Raw genomic sequence first — 23104 nt, 5'->3', positions numbered from 1 at the left:
AATCTATCGAATACTATTAGGATTGTTTATGATGATCCGAACACCTTAGATGCATATCTTCCAGCGAGCCTCCAACCTACTGGGGGATTGTTCAGTTCTTTTGATAGCTGAACAGGAGTTTCGTGCTTTTGATTTCCTATTGCTGTATATAGAACGCCTATCTCTTTCATCCCGGTTTCATTTGCAGATAACGATCTAATCTTTAACTTTGGTTTTATTTCTGCTCCTGGCCATGCAACCATCTCAACATCTTGACTGGTTACTACATCTACGCTCTCACCCCACGGTGTCTGGTATTTGGTAACAATAGTTCCTTTTGGAAGAATATTACGATATTTTATACTGCTTTGAGCCTGCACTGTTAGCTGTTTGGCAGACAACATCGCCTCTGGCACAGTGTTTGCACCCATAACTACTGCCAGCAATGTAACTTCTTTATCCTCTGCCAATTTAACATTACGAGCAATTACAAAACAACCTTTAGCTTCATCAGTATTACCAGTTTTCACACCGACAACACCGTCACTACCTAGCAAACCATTGGTGTTATGTACTGTTGTACCAGATATTACGGTATCTTTCATACTGACAATACTAGATAATACGGGATCGTTCATTAACATTTGAGTTGCTAACACCATATCACTTGCAGTACTAACAGTCTGCGGAGAAAATCCGCTAGCATCGGAAATATGTGTGCCTGTTAATCCTTGTTCTTTAAAATATTCGTTTGCTTGTTGAACATAAGCCTCGCTTGATCCATACGCCCATATAGCTAATTTATCAGCGATATTATTGGCTGACACAATTAATAGTGCTTTTAGTGCCTCTTCTTCAGTTAAAACCTGTCCATTATGAACCGGAAAATACGAACCTAGCTTATTAATATACTCATTCATTAAATTAACATCAGCGGTATTGATTTCGATTTTTGGACCTTCCTCTCCGACCTTCAAAGGTTTAGCCTTAACTACCATTAATGCTGTGAATATTTTTGCCATGCTTGCTGTTGGTAATGGTTGTTGGTTGTCTGATTCTTTCACAATTCCATAATCAGCAATACCTATTGCGGATTGTTTTGCATTTGGCCAATTAATTGTAGCTGGTTGCTCTATCTGATAATTTACAATTGCAGGTTGTGCTTCAATTTTTGGAACCGGCCAAAAATACAGTAAGCTACCAAGGATGGTTAGCGCCACAAAACTAACACAGATAACCTTAGTGCCAATGTTTTTCCTAAGCTTATTTTTTTGCTTCCTTGGCTGCGAGTAATAACGACTACTTGAGTAATATTGAGACATATTTGTATACCTATTATACCTTACTGCTTAAGTATTCCGGCTAGATGCAATAGTCTCATTTATTATTTAGAATTTTCTGAGCGCCATGTTTTAATTTTGGCATGATTTCCACTTAACAAAACCTTAGGAACACTCATTTCTTCAAATACTTCCGGGCGAGTATACTGAGGATATTCAATGGTCTTATCATCACTAAAACTCTCTATCTGTGCAGAGGTTTCACCCCCTAAGACTCCTGGAATTAGCCTAACAACACTATCAATCACCGCCATCGCTGGTATCTCACCACCGGTTAAAACATAATTTCCGATACAAACAAGCTCATCAACTACCGACACAACCCTTTCGTCGTATCCCTCATAGCGACCACAAACAATTATCAATCCACGACTATCATCAGCATGTCGTTTTGCTAAGGATTGCCTCCAAATCTCACCACGTGGGGTCATAAGTAATGTTCTTGCGGACTTGTCTTGTTTTTTGGCGTGTCTTATAGCTTTAATTAATGGTTCGACCATTAATAACATCCCATCACCTCCACCATACGGTGTGTCGTCAACTTGCTGGCGAGGGCCTAATCCGAAATCTCGAAGATTAATAGTATGGTATTCTACTATTCCCTCTTTTTGCGCCTTCCATAACATAGAAGACCCAAAAACCTCATCAAACATCTTTGGGAATAGCGTAATTACTTGTATTTTCACGGAATATATTATACAGCAATCGAATAAATAACCCTACTCCATTCACCTAGTCCACTGTATATCGGTAGTTGAGCAATTCTTAAAATCACTCATATCTAGTTGTGGGGGGTAGTTATTCTTCTCATTTTTTGGCGAGTACATCCTGCTATCTACTTTACCCTTGCCGTTTCCCGCATCTGGGGTGATTTCAAGTAACCTAACCACGTTTCCTAAACCATCTTGTCGATCATTTAAATATGAATAGATAGTATTTCCATTAACGCCCGTAAGCTTCGCGCATCCATTATTGCCGGTTGTATGTCCAGAAAAGGTGAACTTCACATTTGGATACTTACTTATTACGTAATCGAAGACTCTTTTTGGAGTACCTTCAACTGCAGTATACCCAGATGATCCGGTACTTAATGTCTTAGAGTTGCTACTTAAGAACATATGAGAAACCAGAATAATGTTGTGATGCGGGTGATTCTCTATTACTATCCTCATCCATTCTTGAACAACCTGACGAGGATAAAATTCATAATTAATTGCTAGCCAATTCAGTCCCCCTGCAGTAAAAGTACGATAAGCATTATCTGTATTATTGTGAGACGCGCAATAGTTACTCATCCATTGTGGGTGATCAAGGCTTGACGATGACATTCCGGCAGGTGCGCCCTTTGTCATTAGCCTGTCTCTATTAGCGTTAAACTCATCACACAACGTCACAATGCCCGGAAATCTTGATTTTGGATATGCTTTCTCCCAGGCGCTCATGTTTCTAACTTGAATTGAAGCATTAGACCCAGGGCATGAGGCTCTATAGCCTCCAGAAGTATCACTACAGGCCTTGCCGTCGGCCCTTACGGCAGCAGTATCATGATTGCCGGGCGTAATCAAGTATGGCATACCAGCATTTTCTAGTATCTTTAAGCCTTCACTAGATTGATCAAAATTTGTTATTCCTGAGCAATTGGGGTTTTTTGTAGACGTCTCGCAAATTTTGCCGGTCCAGTTATTAACATCACCTACCTGAAATATATATTTAAGATTAAGCGACTGTCGGTTATTTATTAACCAATTCCACCTATTAGTAAAATTATAATAATTCCCGGGGAATCCAATCTCATTTTGTGTATCTGGAACAACTGCAAACGTAAATTTATTATTGTCAGATGGTGGGGGTGGGGGTGGCACCACCACACATCCAGATCCAGTACCAAATCTAACAGCATTATTGCTCGAAGGTTCTGTGGCAGAATTATCTGTGATCTTTTCGGCACACCCACTTGTACTGCCAAGCTCTGGCTGTAATGCAATAGAGAATGTACCCGCTTTAGTAGCAACTAATATTGCTGTGCCTATACCAGCCAAAATTAATATTACGACAAACTTAGAGTTTCTTCGAAGTGTGTTTACAGTTTGTTTTGTGTATATTGAAAATCTGCTAGTTTTTTTATGACTCATAATAGTTATGCTTTAAACATAACATATTGGTCATATTTTTTGCAATCTTCTATATGATTAGATGTCAAGGTCGTCAAGATCTTCGAGCTCTTTTCGAGTCTGTGCAACCCTTGAGTTTTCTTCTTCAGTATCTGATGAATCAGTAGTGTTATTTGTTGGCTCTTCGGATTCTTGAACACCAGACTTTACATCAGATGCTGATTGTCCGTCGTCAACAATCTTAAGATTGTATCGAGCGTCGTTCTTTGTTCCTAAAGCTCTGAGCAAAGTACGAAGCGCCTGTGCGCCAGAACCCCTTTTGCCAATAACGCGCCCCAAATCTTCGGGTGCCACAGTAAGCTCCAATAAAACCCCCCGTTCATCCACAGTTCGCTCAACTACAACTGCGTCAGGGTTTCCAACCACAGATTTTACGATATATTCAACAAATTGCTGGTCGATGGTACTCATCAGAATCTCCTATACTTTATATTAATGCCTCTATATTATAGCAAACTTTGTTTTATGCTTCAGCTTGTTCGGATTCGGTCGACTCGCTATCAGATACAGTGGCATCTTCTGTATCCTCTTTAGGTTGTTCGGGTGCAGTCTCTTCTTTTGGTTGATTTTTACGCAACTTTTCTGGATTACGAATTTTGCCTTCTTGCTTGGCTGGTAAAGTTACCCACTTAGGTAACTTAACCCCTTCTTTCTTTAGAAGTAATGCAACTCTATCTGTTGGCTGAGCACCATGATCCAGATAATACTGCGCTTGTTCTTTATTAATAACTATTTGTTTTGTGTGTGGATCATAGTGACCAATCTTGGCTACTACGCGTCCACTTGTTGGGGTCCTGCGTGAATCTTGAACGACCACACGGAATTGTGCGTGACCTTTTCGGCCAGTACGCTGTAAACGTATAACGAGCATTATTGCTTCATCCCTTCTTTATTATTAACCACCCTATTTTACAGTTAATCACCTCTGTTGTCAATCATACTGCAAAATTCACTACTTGTTTTCGTAATACTTTAGGGCATTTTGAGCGGCTTGCTGTTGAGCAGACTGCTTGCTTGGCCCCTTTCCCTTGCCACGCAGTTCATCCCCAACAAATACTCCCACAACAAAGGTTTTATCATGATCTGGTCCATCCTCTTCAAGAACTTTATATACTGGAGTAAATGCTTCTTCACTTTGAGCTTTTTCTTGAAAGTGTGATTTTGGATCCATCCATGAGCCTGATTTTAAAATATCATCGAATGTTACGATTAAAGTTCTGTCTATAAATTCCTTTGCAACATTATATCCTTGATCAAGATAGATTGCGCCAATCACAGCCTCGTATGAATTAGCTAAAATCTGTGCTCGCGCACGATCAGTCCCATGCTTTTCGCCACGACTCAACCTCAATAAGGGTTCAAAATCATTATTTTTTGCAGCTTCGCTAATACTCTCCGTCCTAACTAAAGCGCTTCGCCAATTTGTTAATATACCTTCGGGTTCTTGATGATTTTTGTACAAAAACTCGGTTACCACCAACTCCAATACTGCATCACCCAAAAATTCAAGACGTTCATTATGAACTTTAGCCGTTTTGCGATGTTCATTTACGTAAGACCTATGGGTTAGTGCCGTAATCAGAAGCTCTATATCATTAAACTCAACTTTTAGTTTACTTTTAGCGAAATCAACAAATTTGGCGGTATCTTGCATATCTTAGGTAGCCTTTCTGATTTTATTTAATCCTAAAAGAATTATTTTCTCAATATCCTCATACTCAATCTTATCCAATGCTTCTTGTGTTGAAAACCACTTAATACCATTCATCCAATCTTCTGGCTTTAATGCGTTTGTATCACCTTGAGCCTCAACTAAAAATATATCGGTAGTCATCAATACTAAACTCTGTTGGCGACGATACCTAAAGTTTATCTTCCCTAACCAATCAAGGACTCGTACTTTCTTTAGCCCTGTTTCTTCTTGAATTTCTCGTTCGGCGGTATCTTTAGCTTGTTCACCTTCTTCAATATGTCCCTTAGGGATTGTCCAACGATCTTTGGCATCTTGTATTAATAGTATTTCTACATTACCGGATTCTTTACGATAAACAATACCCCCGGCTGTTGGTTCCCTAAGAACCTCTTTGATAACCGGTTTTCTGCGTGTATGTACAAATTTTTTAAAACCTTCAAATGGCTTTGGTCGTTTCATATCGTATCCTTAATGTTACTTATTTTTGGGTAAAGTATCTGCTTCTTTTTGTTTAATGAGCGTACCTAATACGCCATTGATGAACTTTGAGGAGTTCTCCCCTCCAAAGGATTTAGCAAGTTCTACAGCTTCGTTTATCGACACCCTTGATGGTACAGCATCTTCCTGAAACAGTAACTCGTATGCGCCAAGACGCAAGATTATTCGATCAACACGAGCAATCTGATCCAATGGCCAATCTGGTGCAATTGGTTGCAGCAGGCTGTCTATATACTGACCTTGCTCTTCGACGCCGTTAACCAAAACCCTGACAAAATCAACGTCGTCAACCGTACTGCTGTAGCGATTGATATTCCTGTCTAGTATTTCACTCAATTTGAGTGACTTATCACCACAATCAGCGCGAAAATCCCGTTCATATAGGGTTTGCAGAGCGATTATTCGGCCAAGGTGACGGTTCGAAGCCATATTGTTAAAAATCCTTTAATGTCTACTATTATAACCTATAATTACTAGGCTTTAACAGATTTTGCAGTATTTTTGCCTGATTCACGCCGAGTGGTATATGCCTTAACAGGCGACGAGGCATTGACTGTACGTGCCAACTTTACGACAAGATGGCTACGTCGGTTGCCTGTTCGACGTGGTGTAGTTCGTTTTTTGGGCTTACCCATATAAAGTTAATTACTCCTTAACGTATTATGTTGAATATCAAAAGATATTATAGCAACTTTCAACTCAACCCTCAAGCCCTCTCAGACTACAAAATTAACAAGCCTATCTGGCACGTAAACAACTTTTTTCACCTCTGCACCGATATACTGCATAAGCTTACTATCGGCATGTACTAAGGTTATAACCTCATCCTGAGAACTGCCTGAACTTATCTGAACCTTGCCACGTAATTTACCGTTTACTTGGACAACTACATCAACTACATCTTGGACCATAAAGCTATCGTCCCACTCCGGCCAATGATCAATATTAATACTATCTTGATGTCCTAACTGATTCCAGATTTCATCAGCAGTATGGGGGGCAAAAGGCGCGATAAGCATCGCCAAAGACTCAATTGCCATCTGCCAATCACCGTTCTTTTTTACACCATATTTTGCCTTCACTTCATATAACTGGTTGGTTGCTTTCATCATTGAAGCTATTGCAGTATTGTACTTTTGATCTTCTAAATCTTCTGTTACCTTTTTGATTGCAGGGTGAATAATTTTAAGAGCTCGATTATTTCGGTCACCCTCTTCTTTTGCCTCAATAAATTCTTGGGAAAGATTCCATACCCTATTCAAAAAGCGGTATGCGCCTGGCACCCCTTGTGGATCCCAGCGAATCCAAAGATCTAATGGCGCCGCAAACATTAGGTATGTTCTAAGCGCATCTGCACCATAACCTTGGTTAATAATTTCAAGGGGATCAACTCCGTTGCCCTTTGACTTACTAAACATTTGACCATCACTAGCCATGACTTTACCATTAAACAAAAACTTCTTGAATGGTTCGGGATTATCTAAAAGTCCAATTTTATGGAAAAATCTTGTTATAAAACGAGCATAGATCATATGTGCGGTAGCATGATCACCACCATTGTAAAAATCAATCGGCATCCATTTATTAACTATGGAGCTATCGAAGACTTTGGTTTTGTTCGCTGGATCAAAGTATCGTAAGTAGTACCAGCTACTACAAATGTAAGTATCAAGTGTATCGGTTTCCCGCTCGCCCTTTCCGCCACATTTTGGACAATCAACTTCAAGCCAATCTGTTGCCCTGGCCAGAGCACTGCGACCATCACCGCTCGGTGCATAGTCATCGAGCTCCGGCAAAACTACTGGCAAATCTTCGTCTGGGACAAGTACTTGCCCACACTTCTCGCAATTGATAATCGGTATCGGTGCACCCCAGTAACGTTGACGACTGACACTCCAATCACGAATTTTAAAGGTTGTCTTTTCTTTTGCTAGACCCTGCTTCTCTAGGTCGGCAATAATCTTTTCCCGCGCCTCAGCAGAACTCATCCCATCATACTTACCAGAGTTAATCATCACACCCTCAGCCGTAGCATCATCTACTTCACCGATGTCTACTACCTGGACAAGAGGAAGTTCGTGATCCTGGGCAAATTCTCTATCGCGTTCGTCGTGGGCAGGAACCGCCATAATTGCCCCAGTGCCGTAGCCAACCAACACATAATCTGCCACCCAAACGGGGATCTTCTCGCCACTTGCTGGATTAATAGCGTAAGAACCTGTAAAGACGCCTGTTTTTTCCTTGCTGGCCTGGCGTTCAACTTCTGTCTTTTTGGTGGCCTGTTTTATGTAATCATCTACTTTGACTTTTTGCTCTTTTGTAGTAAGTTGCTCTACAAGCTCATGCTCTGGTGCCAAAACCAAGAAAGTTGCCCCAAAGATTGTATCCGGCCGAGTTGTGAAAACCCTGACTTTGGGCACTATAGAGCTATACCAACTATTGTTTGCTAACCATTGCCATGGAGTCTCATTGGGAGCTGGCTCTGGAAGGTTATTGAACTTATTGCCAAGCGCACAAATCTGACTTGCGTTACTATCGTTGAATTCAAATCTTTCGATATAACCGTCTTTATGTTTGAAAATGAATACGACTTTTTCGTTTGTCAGATACTCATTCCAGAAGCCCGTCTCCATATTGTCTGTTATTAGACGCTCAAAATCATCTGCTTTTGACACGGGAAACTCAACACATAGATGTCCTGCTTCTGTTCGATTATCCACTGTACCGCCAATCTCAAATATGTCATCTTCGGTGATATTTTGCTGACCCATGATATAGCTTCGAGCCATTTGGGCATGTGGGTTAGAAACCTTATGTAGCAAGAAATCAACCTCGGCACCTTTACTTTTGCCAATCCAGTTTTTCTGAGCTGTTTTTACTACTTCTGACCAATCAAGTGCATCGGTTGCCTCAAGCAGTTCATCGGCATAGTCGGTAATCTTGAAGAACCACTGCTTGACCTCCTTTTTCTCGACAATCGGGTCATCGGCTCCATCGTGGCGCCAACATTTTCCGTCAATCACTTGTTCGTTAGCAAGGACTGTCTGGCACTTGGTACACCACCATTGCATGCGTGCTTCTTGATAAGCGAGGTCGTTTTTGTACATCTGTGCAAAAATCCACTGTGTCCACTTGTAGTAAGTAGGCTCGTGCGTGGCAATCTCTTTACTCCAGTCGTTACTCCAGCCCATAGCTTTGTACTGCTTGTGATAGCTTGGGATAATCTGCTTCATTGATTCCTGTGGACTAATACCGGTTTTGATGGCGTAATTCTCGGCCGGCAAACCAAAAGCATCCCAGCCAACTGGATGATAGCTTTCATAACCTTTCTGACGTTTATACCGCGCCATAACATCGCTAATCGTGTAATTCATGGCATGGCCAATGTGAATACCCGCCCCACTGGGGTAATTAAACATGCTCATAGCAATGTACTTATGTTTGCTACTATTAAGATCGGCTTTATAAATTTGTTTATCATCCCAAATTTTTTGCCACTTGGGTTCAATTTCTTTTGGATTATAGCGTTGCATCAGGGGTAATTATATCACGACTTAACTAGTTAGTCTGAAAATCTTAAACTTTAGTTAAATATTTGGTAGCCAATGCACCCTTGCCATGCAAGAGATCATAATGCAACTGTGCGAGCTTAGTGGTTAATGCGCCAGTATTGCCATCTCCAATTTTGCGCGCGTCTACCTCAGATATACTTGATACAAATGCGGAGGTTCCGCACGCAAATACCTCATCGGCAATATACAGCTCCGTTAGATCAACAGTTCGTTGTTCAACTTTTATGCTCTGAGCTTCCGCTAACTCAATGATGGTACGCCTATTTATTCCTTCAAGCAAATCACTAGTTCTGCTTGGGGTAATTATAATCCCTTCTCTAACTAGAAAAATATTAGCGGCCGAAAGTTCACAGACATGACCTTGTGTATCCAAGAATACACAATCATCATAACCGCTATCTATTGCATCTTGCTTAGCGAGTACTGAGTTTATGTATGCTCCGTTCACTTTTGCCCTAGCCGGAATGGCAAAGTCCGGAACGCGTCGCCAAACACTGGTCTTTAATCGAGCATTCTTTTGGGGCAAAATTGGGTGCGCAGGATAAATAAACATAGTTAGGATTGTTTTTAGGCCTCTTGACTTAGTGCCTGGCACCGCATCAACAACATGTACGGTTGCGCGCACAAAAACATCCTCATCAATCATATTAGCACTAGCTAACTGCTTGACGGCATCTTCAAATTTTGGATAATCCCATTCTTTCAAGAAGTCATCAATTCCAATGATTTTAGAAGATTCTTGGAGTCTACGAAAATGATCTTTCAACCTAAAAGCCATCAATCCCTTTGAAGTAAGATTTATCGGAAAGACAGTATAAACACTCAACCCATAAAGCACTGCCGAACTAGCAATACTCAAGCTTGCTTGGTTAAATTCCACAATGTCTTTACTGAAAAAAACTTTAGTGTTATTCATATTGTTGCATAATCAAAACTGATTAAGATAATTTGTATTAAATACGGTGGCGTATTGTTGCTGGCGCTGCCAACGCTCTTCGGCAAAGCGTACAAGTGTTAGTACAAGTTCCACACTGCTCACGCCAGAGGCTTGCCAGTTATGTTCATACAGTCCACCAGGTAGTGGATTGGCCTCGTTGAAGTAGACAACTCCTGATTTACCGTCAATCAACATATCGATACGGGCAATTCCCTGACAACCAAGCGATCTGTAAACTTGTCGCCCAAGCTCTTCGGCCTTATCGTACAACTTCTGGTCCAACTTGGCTGGCACTTCACTGTAGCCCTGTGACCCTTTGGCGCCACCTTTTTTACCGCCCTTTTTGCCGCCTTGCATATATTTTGTTTCAAAGTCAAAGAAGTCCTCTGGCTTTGTTAACGGGCGCTCTAACGATGCTACCCGTAGTTCTTCATTGCCCATAATTGGCAACGTCACTTCTATCAAGTTTGGTACTTCTTCCTCAACGATTACCTTATCGTCATAATGTGATGCCACTTCTATGGCATTCTGTAGCTCTTGGGTATTTGTCACACGAGATATGCCAATACTCGAACCAAGATGTGCCGGCTTCACAAACATCGGATAGCGCAAAGATTTTTCGATGCCGTCGAGCGTGTCTTTCGTCTTTCTCGCAAAAGTATCTCGGTATAGATACTCGTACTTAGCGACTGGAACTCCATTCGTCTCGGCTACTTGCTTGGCCAAAACCTTGTCCATGCACAACACCGCAGCATCCATATCACAACCAACAAAAGGAATATTCGCCATCCGAAACAATCCCATCAAGCTGCCGTCTTCACCATAGGTGCCATGCATCGCCGGAAATGCAATATCAATCTTTTGTAGCTTCTTGCGACCAGCAATACCAGAGGCTTTGACGAGTGTCATACTGCCATCAAACTGCACACTGGCCGGTTGAGCTTTGTGTAGAAATTCATTCAATTCACCGCTACTAAATAGGTTAATGTCTTTGAGCTTCTCGCCCCAATACCAAGCGCCGTCCTTGGCGATATACACCGGTTCTACTTTGTATTGTTTGCTGAGTTCTAGGGGTTTAATGATACTTGCGAGGGCCGTCACTACCGAAACATCGTGCTCGGTGGAACGTCCGCCAAAAAATACCGCGATAGTTTTCATACTGCAATTGTAGCATACAATTGTATACGTCAATTGCAATTATTGGTAGTTGTCAGTCCAGTCGTTTTGCATCAACACCACATCGCCAGCCGCAATGAAGTGCTCTAGATTGGTGTAGTATTCCAAGGGATTATCCTCTATCACAACTTCTTTCTTGAAGCCCTTACTTTCCAACCCTCTAAGGATGTGTGCCGTAACCGAGTTCTTCATTAGCACAACTTTGTCTGGGTTTGTACGTGCAATCAGTTCACCCATCTCTCTATGTACACGCTCAGTCTCGACACCCTGATCGACTAACCCCGGAGTGACGTAAATTTTGCGTTTGGCTGGCAGTTCACTCAATAGCGCGAGACCAGCCCGAATACCGTCAATATTACCGTTATAGCTGTCGTCGATTATCCAAGCACCACGCAGACTTCGGGCATGCATTCGGTGCTCAAACGACTTTGTCTTGGCAACACCCTCCTCAATCTGTTTTGCATTCAGTCCAACAGAGTCAGCAATAGCGACCACCGCAGCCAAGGGTCCAACCTGGTGCCTACCAAGCAGCCCACTTTTTAGCTGCAAACTCTTCCCCTTCTTGGTCATGCGAAACCGAGTACCCGCAAAATCTACATGGATGTCAGACACTTTCCATTCACCTACCCCTCCATGCGAGTACAGAATATGCGTGTCTTTTAGGAACTTCTGGGCCGTCGAAGATTCAGCGTTTACATACACATTGTCGTCGTGCAGGTAATCTGCAAGGGAGAATATATCTTGTGCGGCCGCATCCAGAGAAGGATACTGATCCAAATGCGCTGGCGCAATACCTGTAATCACACCTACGTTGGGCTGAACCGTCTTCGAAAACCCAGCGACATCACCTGGCCGTCCTTCGCCGAACTCAACCACCAGCACGTCCTCATCTCCGTCCAGCCCCATCGCAAACCTAGCATGTGAGCTAGCAACATTCTTGTTGGCCGGCGTGATGGCAACCTTTTTCCCCTCGCCAAGAACAGTACCCAACAGCTCTTTCATAGTCGTCTTGCCATAGCTGCCAGCTACAGCAATCTTTATACCTGGATGATTGGCAAAGATGTGTCTAGACTGCTCGATAAGCTTGCGGTTTTTTGGCCGTATCACCAACCAATCACCCAAAACTAGCGGAATAACTATCAGGTGCGCCCATACAACAGGATAGGAAATAATCAGAGCTGCTCCTAAAGGCCAAGCCCCATTAACGCCACGAGCAAGACCCAGACACAGCATCATCAATCCTAAAATAATCTGTACAGCAATACCGCAGCGCAGAGCGAGTAGTACCAACCTAGCTACCTTCGTATACTCTAGCTCACGCCGTTTCATCACCTGGCCAAAATTAACCGTCCGCCAAAACCAACGCAAATATGGCGCCACTTGGTATTCAGTACTCTGTAACATATAGACAATTACTTTGGCAAATTTTGGGCTAAATATACTCAGCGTTCCTCTCATTTTAGAAACTCCTCTACCAGTTTAGAAACCTGCTCAGTATGGGTGTGGTGCAGAAAATGACCTGCGCCAGAAATAATATGCAGATTACTACCACCGATTGCCTTATGATAAATCTCTCCGTATTCAGGAGGTGTTGCGGTATCTTCTGAACCATATATAAGCAGACAAGGAATGCGAACTTTTGCCGCATCAGCCTGTGTGTCGTCAGTAATGATGCGCTTAAAAGTGTCTTGAAGATGTTCAGCCACAAATAAATCTGAGCCAATTGCCCCGTACGCCTTTTTCTTCAATCTTGCTTGTATTTGTTTGGGTAGAGGTTTCGTCATCAGCTTTGCTGTCTTGGCAGCCAGGCGCAGACCCCTCTTTCGGCCCTTATACTGGTTACGAATTCCTGCAGATGCCAGAAGCACAAGTTTATCCGCACGTATCACACCGCTACCGAGGCCCCGTAGTGCAATTGCGCCACCGTTGGAATGGCCAACAACTGCCCTCAAGTTCTGGCACCCCACTTTTTGCGAAAAATCAGCTACAAATTTTGCATATTCATCCAGCCCCCATGGTTGACTCGGGGGCTGGGTACCACCAAAACCAGGCAGATCAAGCAAGATTACTGTGTATTTATTACTCAGTGTTGTTGCGATACGATCAAATGTACTTAACGAATCACCCCAACCATGAAGCATAGTAATAGTTTCTTTTTCTTTCCCAATAATCCTATAATTAACCAAGAGGGAATTGACAATTACTTGCATACTAGATAATTATACTTTAGCTATATATCTTTGACTACTGAATAGCTTGCAATAACTTTTGAAGCTTACCTTCTAACTCTTGCCGACTGATGGCATTTTCTGGTAATTTCACATATTTAGCTATGCCATATCCAGCAATTGTTTCGTCACTATTCTCATCTTGATAGTCGATCTTAGATAATGTCCTACTTAGCTTATCAACAGTCAATTTTACTTTGATTGGATCTGCTTTTTCATAATCAGCTGGATTAACGGAGTCCATTTGCTTTAATCCCAACATCTTATCATATGCTTTCAAGAACGTTGCGTAACTTTTTAGATTGATACTTACATCATATATATAGACCGTTCGACCACCTTCTTTTTTAATCTCGGTTTTTGAGAAGTCTGTTTTGTAGACACCTTGACTATGTATTATATTCAGGAGTTCATTGCGCTGTTCTGATGGCAAATTCCCGAACGGAATAACGCCATAGATTGATTCCGTAAAAGCTCCACCCCCTCCTTCTGCTTTCAGTGTCTTGCCCCATACAGAAACTAGAGACGAGAAATCTTTTTTTGGTTGATTTTTTACTTGAGGCATATCGATAGAGGCGTACCTAACATAATCCTCGTTTGGTGTTGAAAATGACTGGGTTGAAACTTTAATATCACCGCCATCCGATGGCTGAGTAATGTCAGTTTTAGTTTCAACTAAATACTGCGCCCCAAATTGTGCTTGTGACGTTTGAGTTAGCTTTCCATTAGAATTATCTTGCTGGGTAGTTTTGGTGACCCCTCTTGTTGAAAGATTATTGGAAAGCATTGCATTAAATACATTACTTTTACTAGTGTATATTCTTGACCACCACAGCCATACCAAGAAAATTAACAACACGGAACCAACTATTAATATCGTCTTTATATAGGTTTCACGATCTTCTTTTGAGATATGTTTCATGATGTAAGTATTGTACCAGTCTTGCTTTACTCTACCAATACGGTACGAAATATTGTAAAATCAATTTACAAAAAGTTGGGGCATTGGCGCAGTTGGCTAGCGCGCATCCATGGCATGGATGAGGTCAAGGGTTCGAATCCCTTATGCTCCACCAAACTAATATGGAGGATTTTATGCAAAATACCGAACGACTTAGTCAATACTACGAGTTTGACGATACAACCTTGGACGTAGTTACAGAAACAGCAGAGAAACTTCGATCATTCCCAGATTGGAACTCAATGTATAGTGATTTTCAATCTAGCAGATCGCACGCACATATGCATGAAACAACCGTATCTCCTCAGTACGGATTCCCGATTAAACTTATAGACATTATCCCCGTAGAGGCGGAATCTACAATGATTTATCACCTACCGATGGGTAATTCGATAGATGAGAATATGCAAGCTCGCCTCATGGCGTTATCGACAGCATTACCAAATACAAGAATCATTGCCTCTAGCAACCCTGCCCACCCCCTTGCTAAAGGAGGAAAATTATATAAATCTGATCGTGACCGTGTATCGAAAGGCATTTTTAGAGATACTATTGAACCTATACTATTCTATGCTCATACTCAAAAGATCAATACTGCAGACCAAGTAGGGTATTCGTATGGAGCCGACAAGGCCGTAAGCACTGCCTCATTAGCCAACGGTTTCGATATTCAAACTCCAAACTTAATACCTATAGAGCCTGCATCTGTCCTTCCTAGATCACTTGGAAAGCTAGGTAGTGACTTCTTGTCATCAAACTCAGAGCTAAAAAGATATGTAAAAGCTTCTGAAATGCCAGCATATGAAGATGCTCGTAAAATAGCTAGTCGTAAACAGGGTGGATTAATCGGCTACACCTTAGGGCTACTTCGGTTAAGTAACGTAGCTATTTCAAAGGGTATTGCATCAGGAAAATTCGAACAAAACTTAACTTCTGTTATACGTCGATGTCCTGAAACTAACTCAACTCTTATATGGGGGACTGAAAGCGAATTGTCAATCAATGGAATTATGAAGGCGCTATCATCTCGATTGGGTAAAACGTTCGGAGATCAACGTTTTCAATCAATGCCAATTGAGGGCGGACACCATGCCATGGGTGATGACATATTTTTGCACACCGCTTTAGTCCATCAAGCACTAAACCAAACAGATTAGATCTTACTTACATAACTCATAGATCGGCTGAATTAGTGCATTCAAATAAATAAACAACCGAGATTTCAGTTGTTTATTTATCGTGCGTGCCCACCCGCGACGGGTAGTTTTGTTTTATTGTTTATTTTACACGTCGCGCATACGCACGAATACTATCGTTATACAGCTTATGGTTGCTATTTGTCAAGCATCTTTAGTAAATCCGGCTCGGTTAGAATTATAGTGCCTAGCTTTTTAGCCTTGGTTAACTTTGATGCGCCTACACCATCACCTGTCACTAGGTAGGTTGTATCTTTACCAACGCTAGATTGGAATATTCCTCCTTCGGCTCGTATTCTTTCTGCCATAATTTCTCTGCCCATAGATTTTAAGGTTCCAGTAATCACAAAGCTTTTACCAAGTAATTTTCCACTAACTTTTGTGGCTTTTTGGGGCGCTACCCCAAGGCTATTAAATTTTGCAATGAGATTTTGATTATTGTCGTCCGAAAACCAAGCAACGATAGATTCTGCTACTACAATACCGATACCATTTATCGACACAAGTTCATCAATACTTGCATTCAATAATTTGTCGAACTCAACAAAGTGATTTGCTAAATCAATAGCAGTCTGAACCCCCACATGCCGAATGCCTAGGCCATAAATAAATCGCGGTAAACTTGGGTTTTTCTTGGAATTTATGCCATCTATCAATTTTTGAGCAGAAACCTCAGCAAAACGTTCAAGTTTAACAACATCATCAATGGTCAGACCGTATAAATCTGCAACATCTTCAACCAGCTTATTTTTTACTAATAGTTCTACATTTTTTTCGCCCAGAGAATCAATATCCATGGCCGACTTGCTGGCAAAATGCTCAATTGATCGACTCAATATTATCTGCCCAGTTAGCCCTTTTGCTCGATAGACAACATCATTTTTAGGGCGTTCAAATTCTAACTCAGGATACTGTTGAGCTAGCTCCTTTTCAAAATCAAAAACATCACTATTTGTTGGGCGCAACTCAAGAATGACTCTCTCGACCTGTGGAATAATATCGCCAGCTTTGTATACTACTACCGTATCACCAACTCGAACATCTTTGCGCTTTATCTCGTCAGCATTATGTAAACTAGCGTGACGTACGGTTGTGCCGGCAACCAATACAGGATTGAATACGGCAACTGGAGTTGCGGCACCAGTCCTACCAATACTAATTACAATATCCTTAACAACTGTTGTTGCTTGTTCTGCGGGAAACTTATAGGCTACAGCACCTCTTGGATTTTTCCCAACAACACCAACTTTCTTATACTGCCGACGATTATTAAGCTTAATAACCAAGCCGTCAATTATATACGGCAAGTCATCACGAACTTTGTCCCACTTATCTACAAATTCCATAACATCATCTAAATCATCAAAAACTGTAGCTTCTTTACTGACATAGAACCCTAATTCTTCTAATATCTGATATGCTTGAATGTTCGTAGCTACTTGATCTGGGTCTTCTCGCAGTAAATCATATCCAACAAAATGCAGTGGTCTTTCAGCAACAAGTTTTGGGTCAAGTTGTCGTATAGTGCCGGCACTTAGATTTCTTGGATTTGCAAAAATTGGCAAACCTTTATTTTTGCGCTCTTGGTTGAGATTATCAAAATCTTCTTTAAACATCACAATTTCACCACGCACTTCGGTTCTGCCCCGCAGAAAGGCTTCACACCCTTTTTGTGCACGCAACGACAAAGGGACATTTTTTATTGTTCGTACATTTTGGGTTACATCTTCGCCAATCCGGGTATCACCACGAGTTATGGCTCGAACCAAAACACCATCTTCATAGACAATTGCACAGGCCAAACCGTCCTTTTTTGTATCACAAAAAAACTGGTGTTGTGTTTCAGGAAGCAATTTATCAACTCGCTTTACCCACGCCTCAACATCAGATTTTGAAAAAACATCATTCAGTGAAATCATTGGTTGACTGTGTTGAACTTTAACAAATTTATCAAGTGGCCTACCAGCAACCCTCTGAGTTGGACTATCTGCCGTGATTAGTTCTGGGTAATTTTGTTCAATTTGTTTTAATTCACGAATTAATCCATCATAAATACCATCGTCAACCGTTGGATTGTCAAGATTATAGTACTGGTGAGCATACTCTTTAAGAAGCTCTTTTAGTTGCTCAGATCTTTTTTTAGCATCGACTTTATTTTGGCCACTCATAGTAATGCCCTATATAGTTTATACACGCAACCTATCGATAGAGGTAAGATGATCGAGGAAAGAATCAACAATATCCATTCTGTGGCTACGGGAAAAATGATAATGCTTGCAAACATTACGCCAGCGTATATTAAACCGACCACTAGCAAGTACAACAGTAACTTTCTCATAATTACCCAACGCCTAAAAGCTACAACTTTTTTTGCACTTTTATAAGCGCTTATGGGAGTTTCGCCAGGTAAGGTTACGATAATCAACCCAAACATTGAGGCACTGACTAAATAGAACGTCAAAATCGACAACAAAATTGCCAATAGCGCCCACAAGAATGTCTCTATGCCCGTTACTGCGAGACCATTTATTTGAACCGAACTAAAAACCCCAACACCAATCATCATCGGCAACAACTGTAGACCAATCAGTATTAATGTTAGTATAAAAGGAATGATCGGTGTCATTCCTTCATAAAATGGTTGCTTTATCTTTAATTGAATTCTCTTTAGCTTGTGCTCATGTGTTTCGCGAAACAGCCAAATGAACGAAAGCATAAATACTACTGTGATAATTGTTTGATATAAGCTGGAAACTTCGGTTGATCCATTTGAGCCTGAACTAACAACAACGCCTAAAAGCACAGCATTCAGCGTTGCGCCACTTGCCACAGAACTTTCTTTCAATTCTTGTTTTAAGGCTGGAATGTCTAAAGCAGAAGACAGACTCTTAACAAGTACTAGGTTCAAAACGATGTATATTAATATTACCCCTACAAACACTTTTCTATATCGCCACATATGCAGGCACGTGTCAAAAATCAATTTCCTAACTGAAGGCAGGTCTTTAGAGATTGGGGGCTTTATCTTCGTTCTTAGACGAAAGGGTTTATATTGTGGTTTTTTTCGTCTTCTTGTTGGACTCATTAAACTGCATCCTCCATGTTGTTCAGCCGCTTTATACGCTCCTCAATGGGTGGATGCGTACTGAACAAACCACTCAGGCTACCTTTTTTTAGTGGATTTGCAAAAAAAAGATGAGCAGTTGAGCTATTTTGTTTTTTCATAATCCCACCATCAGATCCAATTTTTTTGAGTGCACTGGCTAGTCCTTGAGGATACCTGGTTGTTAACGCACCTGTTGCATCGGCCAAGTACTCTCGTTTGCGAGAAACCGCTAACTGTATCAACCCAGCCACCAGTGGCGCCAGCAATGCACCAATAAGCCCAAACAAAATAGTAAATTGATTATCTTCATCATCGGCAAACCAACTCAATCTCAGTATTATGTCTGACATGATGCCGATGACTGCTACAAGCGCAAAAGCTACCAACGATACGCGAATATCATAGTTCTTTACATGCCCCATTTCATGCGCCATCACGCCTTCTAGCTCCGCATCATTCAAAACTTCTAACAATCCCGTGGTTACAGCCACAGATGCAGAATTTGGATTATGTCCAGTCGCAAAAGCATTCAGTGCAGGATCGTTAATGACATAGACTTTAGGCATCGGTAAGCCTTCTGTTATCGCAAGGTTTTCAACAATTCTATAGACTCTTGGGTTATCTTTTTTTGAAATTGGTTTTGCTCCATTGATACTCAACATCATCTTGGAACTAGAATAATAACTCACCAGTACATACACTAATGCCCCTATCACAACATAATATGTCACATATTGATCTAACTGAAGCAAGCTAGTTATTGCCCAGGCCAACCCAGAAATCAACACAATAAAGAAAAACATCATAAATACGGTTTTTCGTTTATTTGCAGAAATCTCACTATACATAGAAACTATTATACCTATTTTAGTTTTTGAAGTCACAAAATGAAGAACCTAAAAAAACAAACTATCTAGCTAAACAACTCTTTTCGTATAACAATACAAGTACTACAAGCCAAACCTATTCTGTTAAATTTTGTTCAGCCAAATAGGCAAAATTCCTAAGTCTTTAACTAAAGTTTTACTTGGACTGGTTCTTCTATAGATTTACGATCTTCAACTTCAAAAAACTCACGAGCACTAAACCCTAGCATTCCAGCGAAAATGTTTGTCGGGAAAACTTGAATTTTAGTATTCAAATCTCGCACGGCTCCATTGTAAAACCGTCGAGACGCCTGAATTTTATCCTCTGTGTCAACAAGCTCTTCTTGTAATTGTTTGTAATTTTCATTCGCCTTTAGGTCTGGGTATGCTTCTGCTACGGCAAACAAACTCTTCAGCGCACCCTCAAACATGTTATCAGCATGTGCGGTATCTTTAACCCCTTTAGCATCCATGATAGCAGTGCGAGCTTTGGTTACTTCTTCAAATACACTCTTCTCATGTTTTGCATATCCCTTAACGGTTTCAACAAGGTTTGGGATTAAATCAGTTCGTCTTTTGAGCTGAACGGTAATATCACTCCAGGCTTCGTCAACTCGAACCTTTGATCTAACTAAACCATTATAAATAAGTGCAACCACTATGCCGATAACTACTATTACGCCAATTATTATTAACACCATCATCTGATTCCTTTATTTATCATAAATATATTGTATCACGCTGTTAATAGTTTGTTGCAACCATTATAGATAATCTAGCTTATGGTTTATACTATTTATAGGATCACTAAAAATGAAAAAAACCATAAAATTTACCTGTGTTGTTTTTCTGTTATTAGCACTATCTTTTGTGGTCTTTTTAAAAACAAAAGATCATAGCCCACCACCTCAAACACCAACCGCTACTCCCATAAACACAACATCTCAACCAACAACAGGTAGCTCAACTAATTCTGAACAAAACAATCCAGCAACTGTAACACATACAAATACACCCAAACCCAAACTTATCGCAACATCCACAACGCTCAGAAGTAACCCAAATGCCCCACAAATACCTTACTATTTAATGAGTGACGCAAACGACCCATACTACGGTTCTAATTGGGCGCTATCAAAAATACAAGTCAACAGAGCTTGGGATCTATCGATTGGCGACAACACGAAGACTGTGGCCGTAATTGACTCTGGATTTGAACTTAATCACGAAGATTTAGTAAATCGCTGGCGCTCCAATCTCGGTGAATCGGGTCAAACTCAAGATGGTGACAACTGCTGGACTGGCTCCGCGCAGGACAAATCAACCAATAATTGTGACGATGATAACAATGGGTATATCGACGATTATCGTGGATACGATTTTATTAATAATGATAACAGTCCTCAAGCTGGAACAACCAATACATCTGGAGATGCAGTACATCACGGCACAATGGTTGCAGGTGTAATCGGCGCAACTACAAACAATAACATCGGCAACAGTGGTATCGATCAAAATGTTAAAATTCTTCCGTTACAAATCTTCAGTGACGATGGTGAAGCTTATACAAACAGCGTTGTTTCGGCCATTGACTATGCCACAGATATGCATGTTAATGTTATTAATCTTAGCCTAGGTTCTGATCAATTTGACCAAACACTACTAAGTGCCATCCAGAGAGCAATTAGCAATAATATCACTGTGGTTGGTGCGAGCGGTAATTGCGCAATGAATAATCAAACTTTTTGTAATGCACTTTCTGCACCAGGAAGGATGACCTATCCAGCCCTTTACCCAGAGGTGATTGCAGTTGGCTCGTCCACTAATACAGATCAACGCGCTGATTATTCAGGCTATGGCCCTCAATTAGATGTCATTGCCCCTGGTAGTTCTGTAGGACCTTTGCCTGTATACAACAATGGATCCACAAATTCCTACGCTTCAGGTAGTGGTACGTCATTTTCGGCGCCACTAGTGAGTGGATTGGTGTCAATATTAGTCGCCCAAAATCCCGGCCTTACACCAAAACAAGTAGAGTCAATTCTAACCGAAAGTGCTGATACAGTTCCGTTAATGTTTAATACCAATAAAACTGATGAGTACGGGTTTGGTAGAATAAATGCACACAAAGCTACCCTTTTAAACTTAGCCTTAATGCAGGACAATCTTTTGGGTGATCAAATAGATTCACCAAACCAGCCTGCCGTTGGCCATATTTGGCGATCAGCTTCTGGTAGTCTAGGTAGCGACGAAATCATACTGATAGGTTGTCGGATTTTTGCTACTCAATCTTGTGGTGCTACAATTCAAAATAATGGAACATACTGGCTTAGACCCAAAAGCTATCTAACTAGAGGCGGAACACAATATATATTTGCCCCAAGCAATAGTGCGCCCAATGGAACCTGGCAAGTTAGTGTGCATAATGATCAATACGCAAACTACGTAACAAGTGTTACAAAATAATAGCTGATAATACAGAATACATCGATCTTCATAGACAACCCTAAAAGGCGTAGCTAAGGCTACCTTAAAATTATGCCCCAAGAACATTTGGCTTGCGCTCCGCGAAGTCAAAGAAAAAACGGTGCTTTCGCGCCACAATTCAAATTTTAGTTCTTTTATGGTACCCCCGGTAGGACTCGAACCTACGACCTAAACGTTAGAACCGTCTTGCTCTAATCCACTGAGCTACGGGGGCTTATCGCAATAATTGTAACATAAATAAATATGGATATAACCGCTAAACTTGGTTATAATCCAAAATATGCCGTATAAGGACTCAGAAAAACAGAGAGCATACAGTAAGCTTCATTATCTTACGAACAAAAAGAAGTATATTCAAAGCAATAAAAAGCGCAGAGATGAACTCAAAGACTATATTCGGCAAATGAAACAGACTACGCCATGCACAGATTGTGGCATCAACTACCCTTACTACGTGATGGATTTCGATCACATAAAAGACAAGGAAGCATTAATAAATAAGTTTATTACTAATAACAATCGTACTGGCTTAAAGAATGAGTTAGCAAAGTGTGAAGTTGTGTGCTCAAATTGTCATCGCCAGCGTAGCTACGCCAGATCTATGCAGTCCGAAGACGTTAGGTTATGAGTTTTTGGCTATGTCATGAGCTATTTTTCATAAAACTAATGTACGACAATCTGTGTCGCACGTGTTTCCGACACAACTCGCCGCCATATTAATTAAGTTTCTCTTCGGTGAGTTTTTACGTCCAGGCTAGAACCCATTTTAGTACCAATTTGGTGGGCGAGGAGAGACTCGAACTCTCAAGGCTTATTCAGCCAACGGATTTTAAGTCCGTCGCGTATACCAATTCCGCCACTCGCCCATTAGCAAAAGACCTTCGCGTCAAGTGC

General features: G+C 41.1%; 22 protein-coding genes and 3 tRNA genes. 4 read left to right on the top strand and 21 right to left on the bottom strand.

Annotated features, from left to right (window positions below; all coding sequences use genetic code 11):
* Positions 1–26: 26 nt before the first annotated feature.
* From H6793_03490 to H6793_03420, 15 genes are all read right to left on the bottom strand, one after another.
* Positions 27–1301 carry a D-alanyl-D-alanine carboxypeptidase gene (locus H6793_03490; protein ID USN95363.1) on the bottom strand — a complete coding sequence of 425 codons (1275 nt, stop codon included), beginning with the start codon at positions 1299–1301 and terminating at the stop codon, positions 27–29.
* Between the two features lie 62 nt (positions 1302–1363).
* Positions 1364–1972, bottom strand: coding sequence for a tRNA (guanosine(37)-N1)-methyltransferase TrmD (gene trmD / locus H6793_03485; GenBank protein ID USN95973.1), 609 nt, complete (start codon positions 1970–1972; stop codon positions 1364–1366).
* Positions 1973–2047: 75 nt separating this feature from the next.
* Entirely contained in the window at positions 2048–3451 is a 1404-nt protein-coding gene (locus tag H6793_03480; GenBank protein ID USN95362.1) for a metallophosphoesterase, read from the bottom strand.
* Positions 3452–3508: 57 nt separating this feature from the next.
* Positions 3509–3901: a KH domain-containing protein gene (locus tag H6793_03475; GenBank protein USN95361.1), complete on the bottom strand. Its 393-nt coding sequence runs from the start codon at positions 3899–3901 to the stop codon at positions 3509–3511.
* Positions 3902–3953: 52 nt separating this feature from the next.
* Positions 3954–4361, bottom strand: coding sequence for a 30S ribosomal protein S16 (rpsP, locus tag H6793_03470; GenBank protein USN95360.1), 408 nt, complete (start codon positions 4359–4361; stop codon positions 3954–3956).
* An 81-nt stretch (positions 4362–4442) separates the two neighbouring features.
* Entirely contained in the window at positions 4443–5144 is a 702-nt protein-coding gene (gene rnc / locus H6793_03465) for a ribonuclease III (protein ID USN95359.1), read from the bottom strand.
* A 3-nt stretch (positions 5145–5147) separates the two neighbouring features.
* A complete protein-coding gene (locus tag H6793_03460; protein ID USN95358.1) occupies positions 5148–5642 on the bottom strand; it encodes an NUDIX domain-containing protein in 495 nt (164 codons plus the stop codon).
* Positions 5643–5657: 15 nt separating this feature from the next.
* Complete coding sequence (gene nusB / locus H6793_03455) at positions 5658–6110, bottom strand: transcription antitermination factor NusB (GenBank protein USN95357.1); 453 nt, start codon at positions 6108–6110, stop codon at positions 5658–5660.
* Positions 6111–6154: 44 nt separating this feature from the next.
* Complete coding sequence (locus tag H6793_03450) at positions 6155–6316, bottom strand: hypothetical protein (GenBank protein ID USN95356.1); 162 nt, start codon at positions 6314–6316, stop codon at positions 6155–6157.
* An 81-nt stretch (positions 6317–6397) separates the two neighbouring features.
* Entirely contained in the window at positions 6398–9214 is a 2817-nt protein-coding gene (locus tag H6793_03445) for a leucine--tRNA ligase (protein ID USN95355.1), read from the bottom strand.
* Positions 9215–9257: 43 nt separating this feature from the next.
* Positions 9258–10169: an aminotransferase class IV gene (locus tag H6793_03440; protein USN95354.1), complete on the bottom strand. Its 912-nt coding sequence runs from the start codon at positions 10167–10169 to the stop codon at positions 9258–9260.
* Positions 10170–10181: 12 nt separating this feature from the next.
* On the bottom strand, positions 10182–11348 hold the full coding sequence (locus H6793_03435) for a D-alanine--D-alanine ligase (protein ID USN95353.1): 1167 nt from the start codon (positions 11346–11348) through the stop codon (positions 10182–10184).
* Between the two features lie 39 nt (positions 11349–11387).
* Positions 11388–12824 carry a hypothetical protein gene (locus H6793_03430; protein USN95352.1) on the bottom strand — a complete coding sequence of 479 codons (1437 nt, stop codon included), beginning with the start codon at positions 12822–12824 and terminating at the stop codon, positions 11388–11390.
* Positions 12821–13576, bottom strand: coding sequence for an alpha/beta hydrolase (locus H6793_03425; GenBank protein ID USN95351.1), 756 nt, complete (start codon positions 13574–13576; stop codon positions 12821–12823). Before H6793_03425 ends, H6793_03430 begins: the two co-directional genes overlap by 4 nt.
* A 34-nt stretch (positions 13577–13610) precedes the next feature.
* The gene (locus tag H6793_03420) at positions 13611–14516 is read right to left on the bottom strand and encodes a hypothetical protein (protein USN95350.1); all 906 of its coding nucleotides are present in this window, start codon (positions 14514–14516) and stop codon (positions 13611–13613) included.
* Positions 14517–14593: 77 nt separating this feature from the next.
* Between H6793_03420 and H6793_03415 the strand changes: the two genes are divergently transcribed.
* Positions 14594–14670, top strand: a tRNA-Ala gene (locus tag H6793_03415).
* A gap of 7 nt (positions 14671–14677) precedes the next feature.
* Positions 14678–15712, top strand: a complete 1035-nt coding sequence (locus tag H6793_03410) for a hypothetical protein (protein USN95349.1) — start codon at positions 14678–14680, stop codon at positions 15710–15712.
* A 176-nt stretch (positions 15713–15888) separates the two neighbouring features.
* Here H6793_03410 and ligA read toward each other — a convergent pair whose 3' ends face one another.
* The 4 genes from ligA to H6793_03390 all read right to left on the bottom strand — a co-directional run bounded on the left by ligA (position 15889) and on the right by H6793_03390 (position 20427).
* The gene (gene ligA / locus H6793_03405; GenBank protein ID USN95972.1) at positions 15889–17925 is read right to left on the bottom strand and encodes an NAD-dependent DNA ligase LigA; all 2037 of its coding nucleotides are present in this window, start codon (positions 17923–17925) and stop codon (positions 15889–15891) included.
* Complete coding sequence (locus tag H6793_03400) at positions 17916–18659, bottom strand: hypothetical protein (protein ID USN95348.1); 744 nt, start codon at positions 18657–18659, stop codon at positions 17916–17918. The genes ligA and H6793_03400 overlap by 10 nt, the downstream gene beginning before the upstream one ends.
* A 176-nt stretch (positions 18660–18835) precedes the next feature.
* The gene (locus H6793_03395; protein ID USN95347.1) at positions 18836–19705 is read right to left on the bottom strand and encodes a M48 family metallopeptidase; all 870 of its coding nucleotides are present in this window, start codon (positions 19703–19705) and stop codon (positions 18836–18838) included.
* Positions 19706–19872: 167 nt separating this feature from the next.
* The gene (locus tag H6793_03390; protein USN95346.1) at positions 19873–20427 is read right to left on the bottom strand and encodes a LemA family protein; all 555 of its coding nucleotides are present in this window, start codon (positions 20425–20427) and stop codon (positions 19873–19875) included.
* Between the two features lie 109 nt (positions 20428–20536).
* On the opposite strand from H6793_03390, the gene H6793_03385 reads away from it, so the two are divergent.
* Complete coding sequence (locus H6793_03385; GenBank protein ID USN95345.1) at positions 20537–22189, top strand: S8 family serine peptidase; 1653 nt, start codon at positions 20537–20539, stop codon at positions 22187–22189.
* A gap of 158 nt (positions 22190–22347) precedes the next feature.
* Here the strand turns inward: H6793_03385 and H6793_03380 are convergent.
* A tRNA-Arg gene (locus H6793_03380) sits at positions 22348–22424 on the bottom strand.
* A 66-nt stretch (positions 22425–22490) separates the two neighbouring features.
* Between H6793_03380 and H6793_03375 the strand changes: the two genes are divergently transcribed.
* A complete protein-coding gene (locus H6793_03375) occupies positions 22491–22838 on the top strand; it encodes a hypothetical protein (GenBank protein USN95344.1) in 348 nt (115 codons plus the stop codon).
* A 150-nt stretch (positions 22839–22988) separates the two neighbouring features.
* Here H6793_03375 and H6793_03370 read toward each other — a convergent pair.
* Positions 22989–23076: transfer RNA gene (locus H6793_03370), tRNA-Leu, on the bottom strand.
* Positions 23077–23104: the final 28 nt, after the last annotated feature.

This window comes from Candidatus Nomurabacteria bacterium, assembly GCA_023898625.1.
Lineage (GTDB): Bacteria > Patescibacteriota > Saccharimonadia > Saccharimonadales > JAGQNJ01 > HK-STAS-PATE-36.
This window is presented reverse-complemented; position numbering and strand designations above follow the sequence as displayed.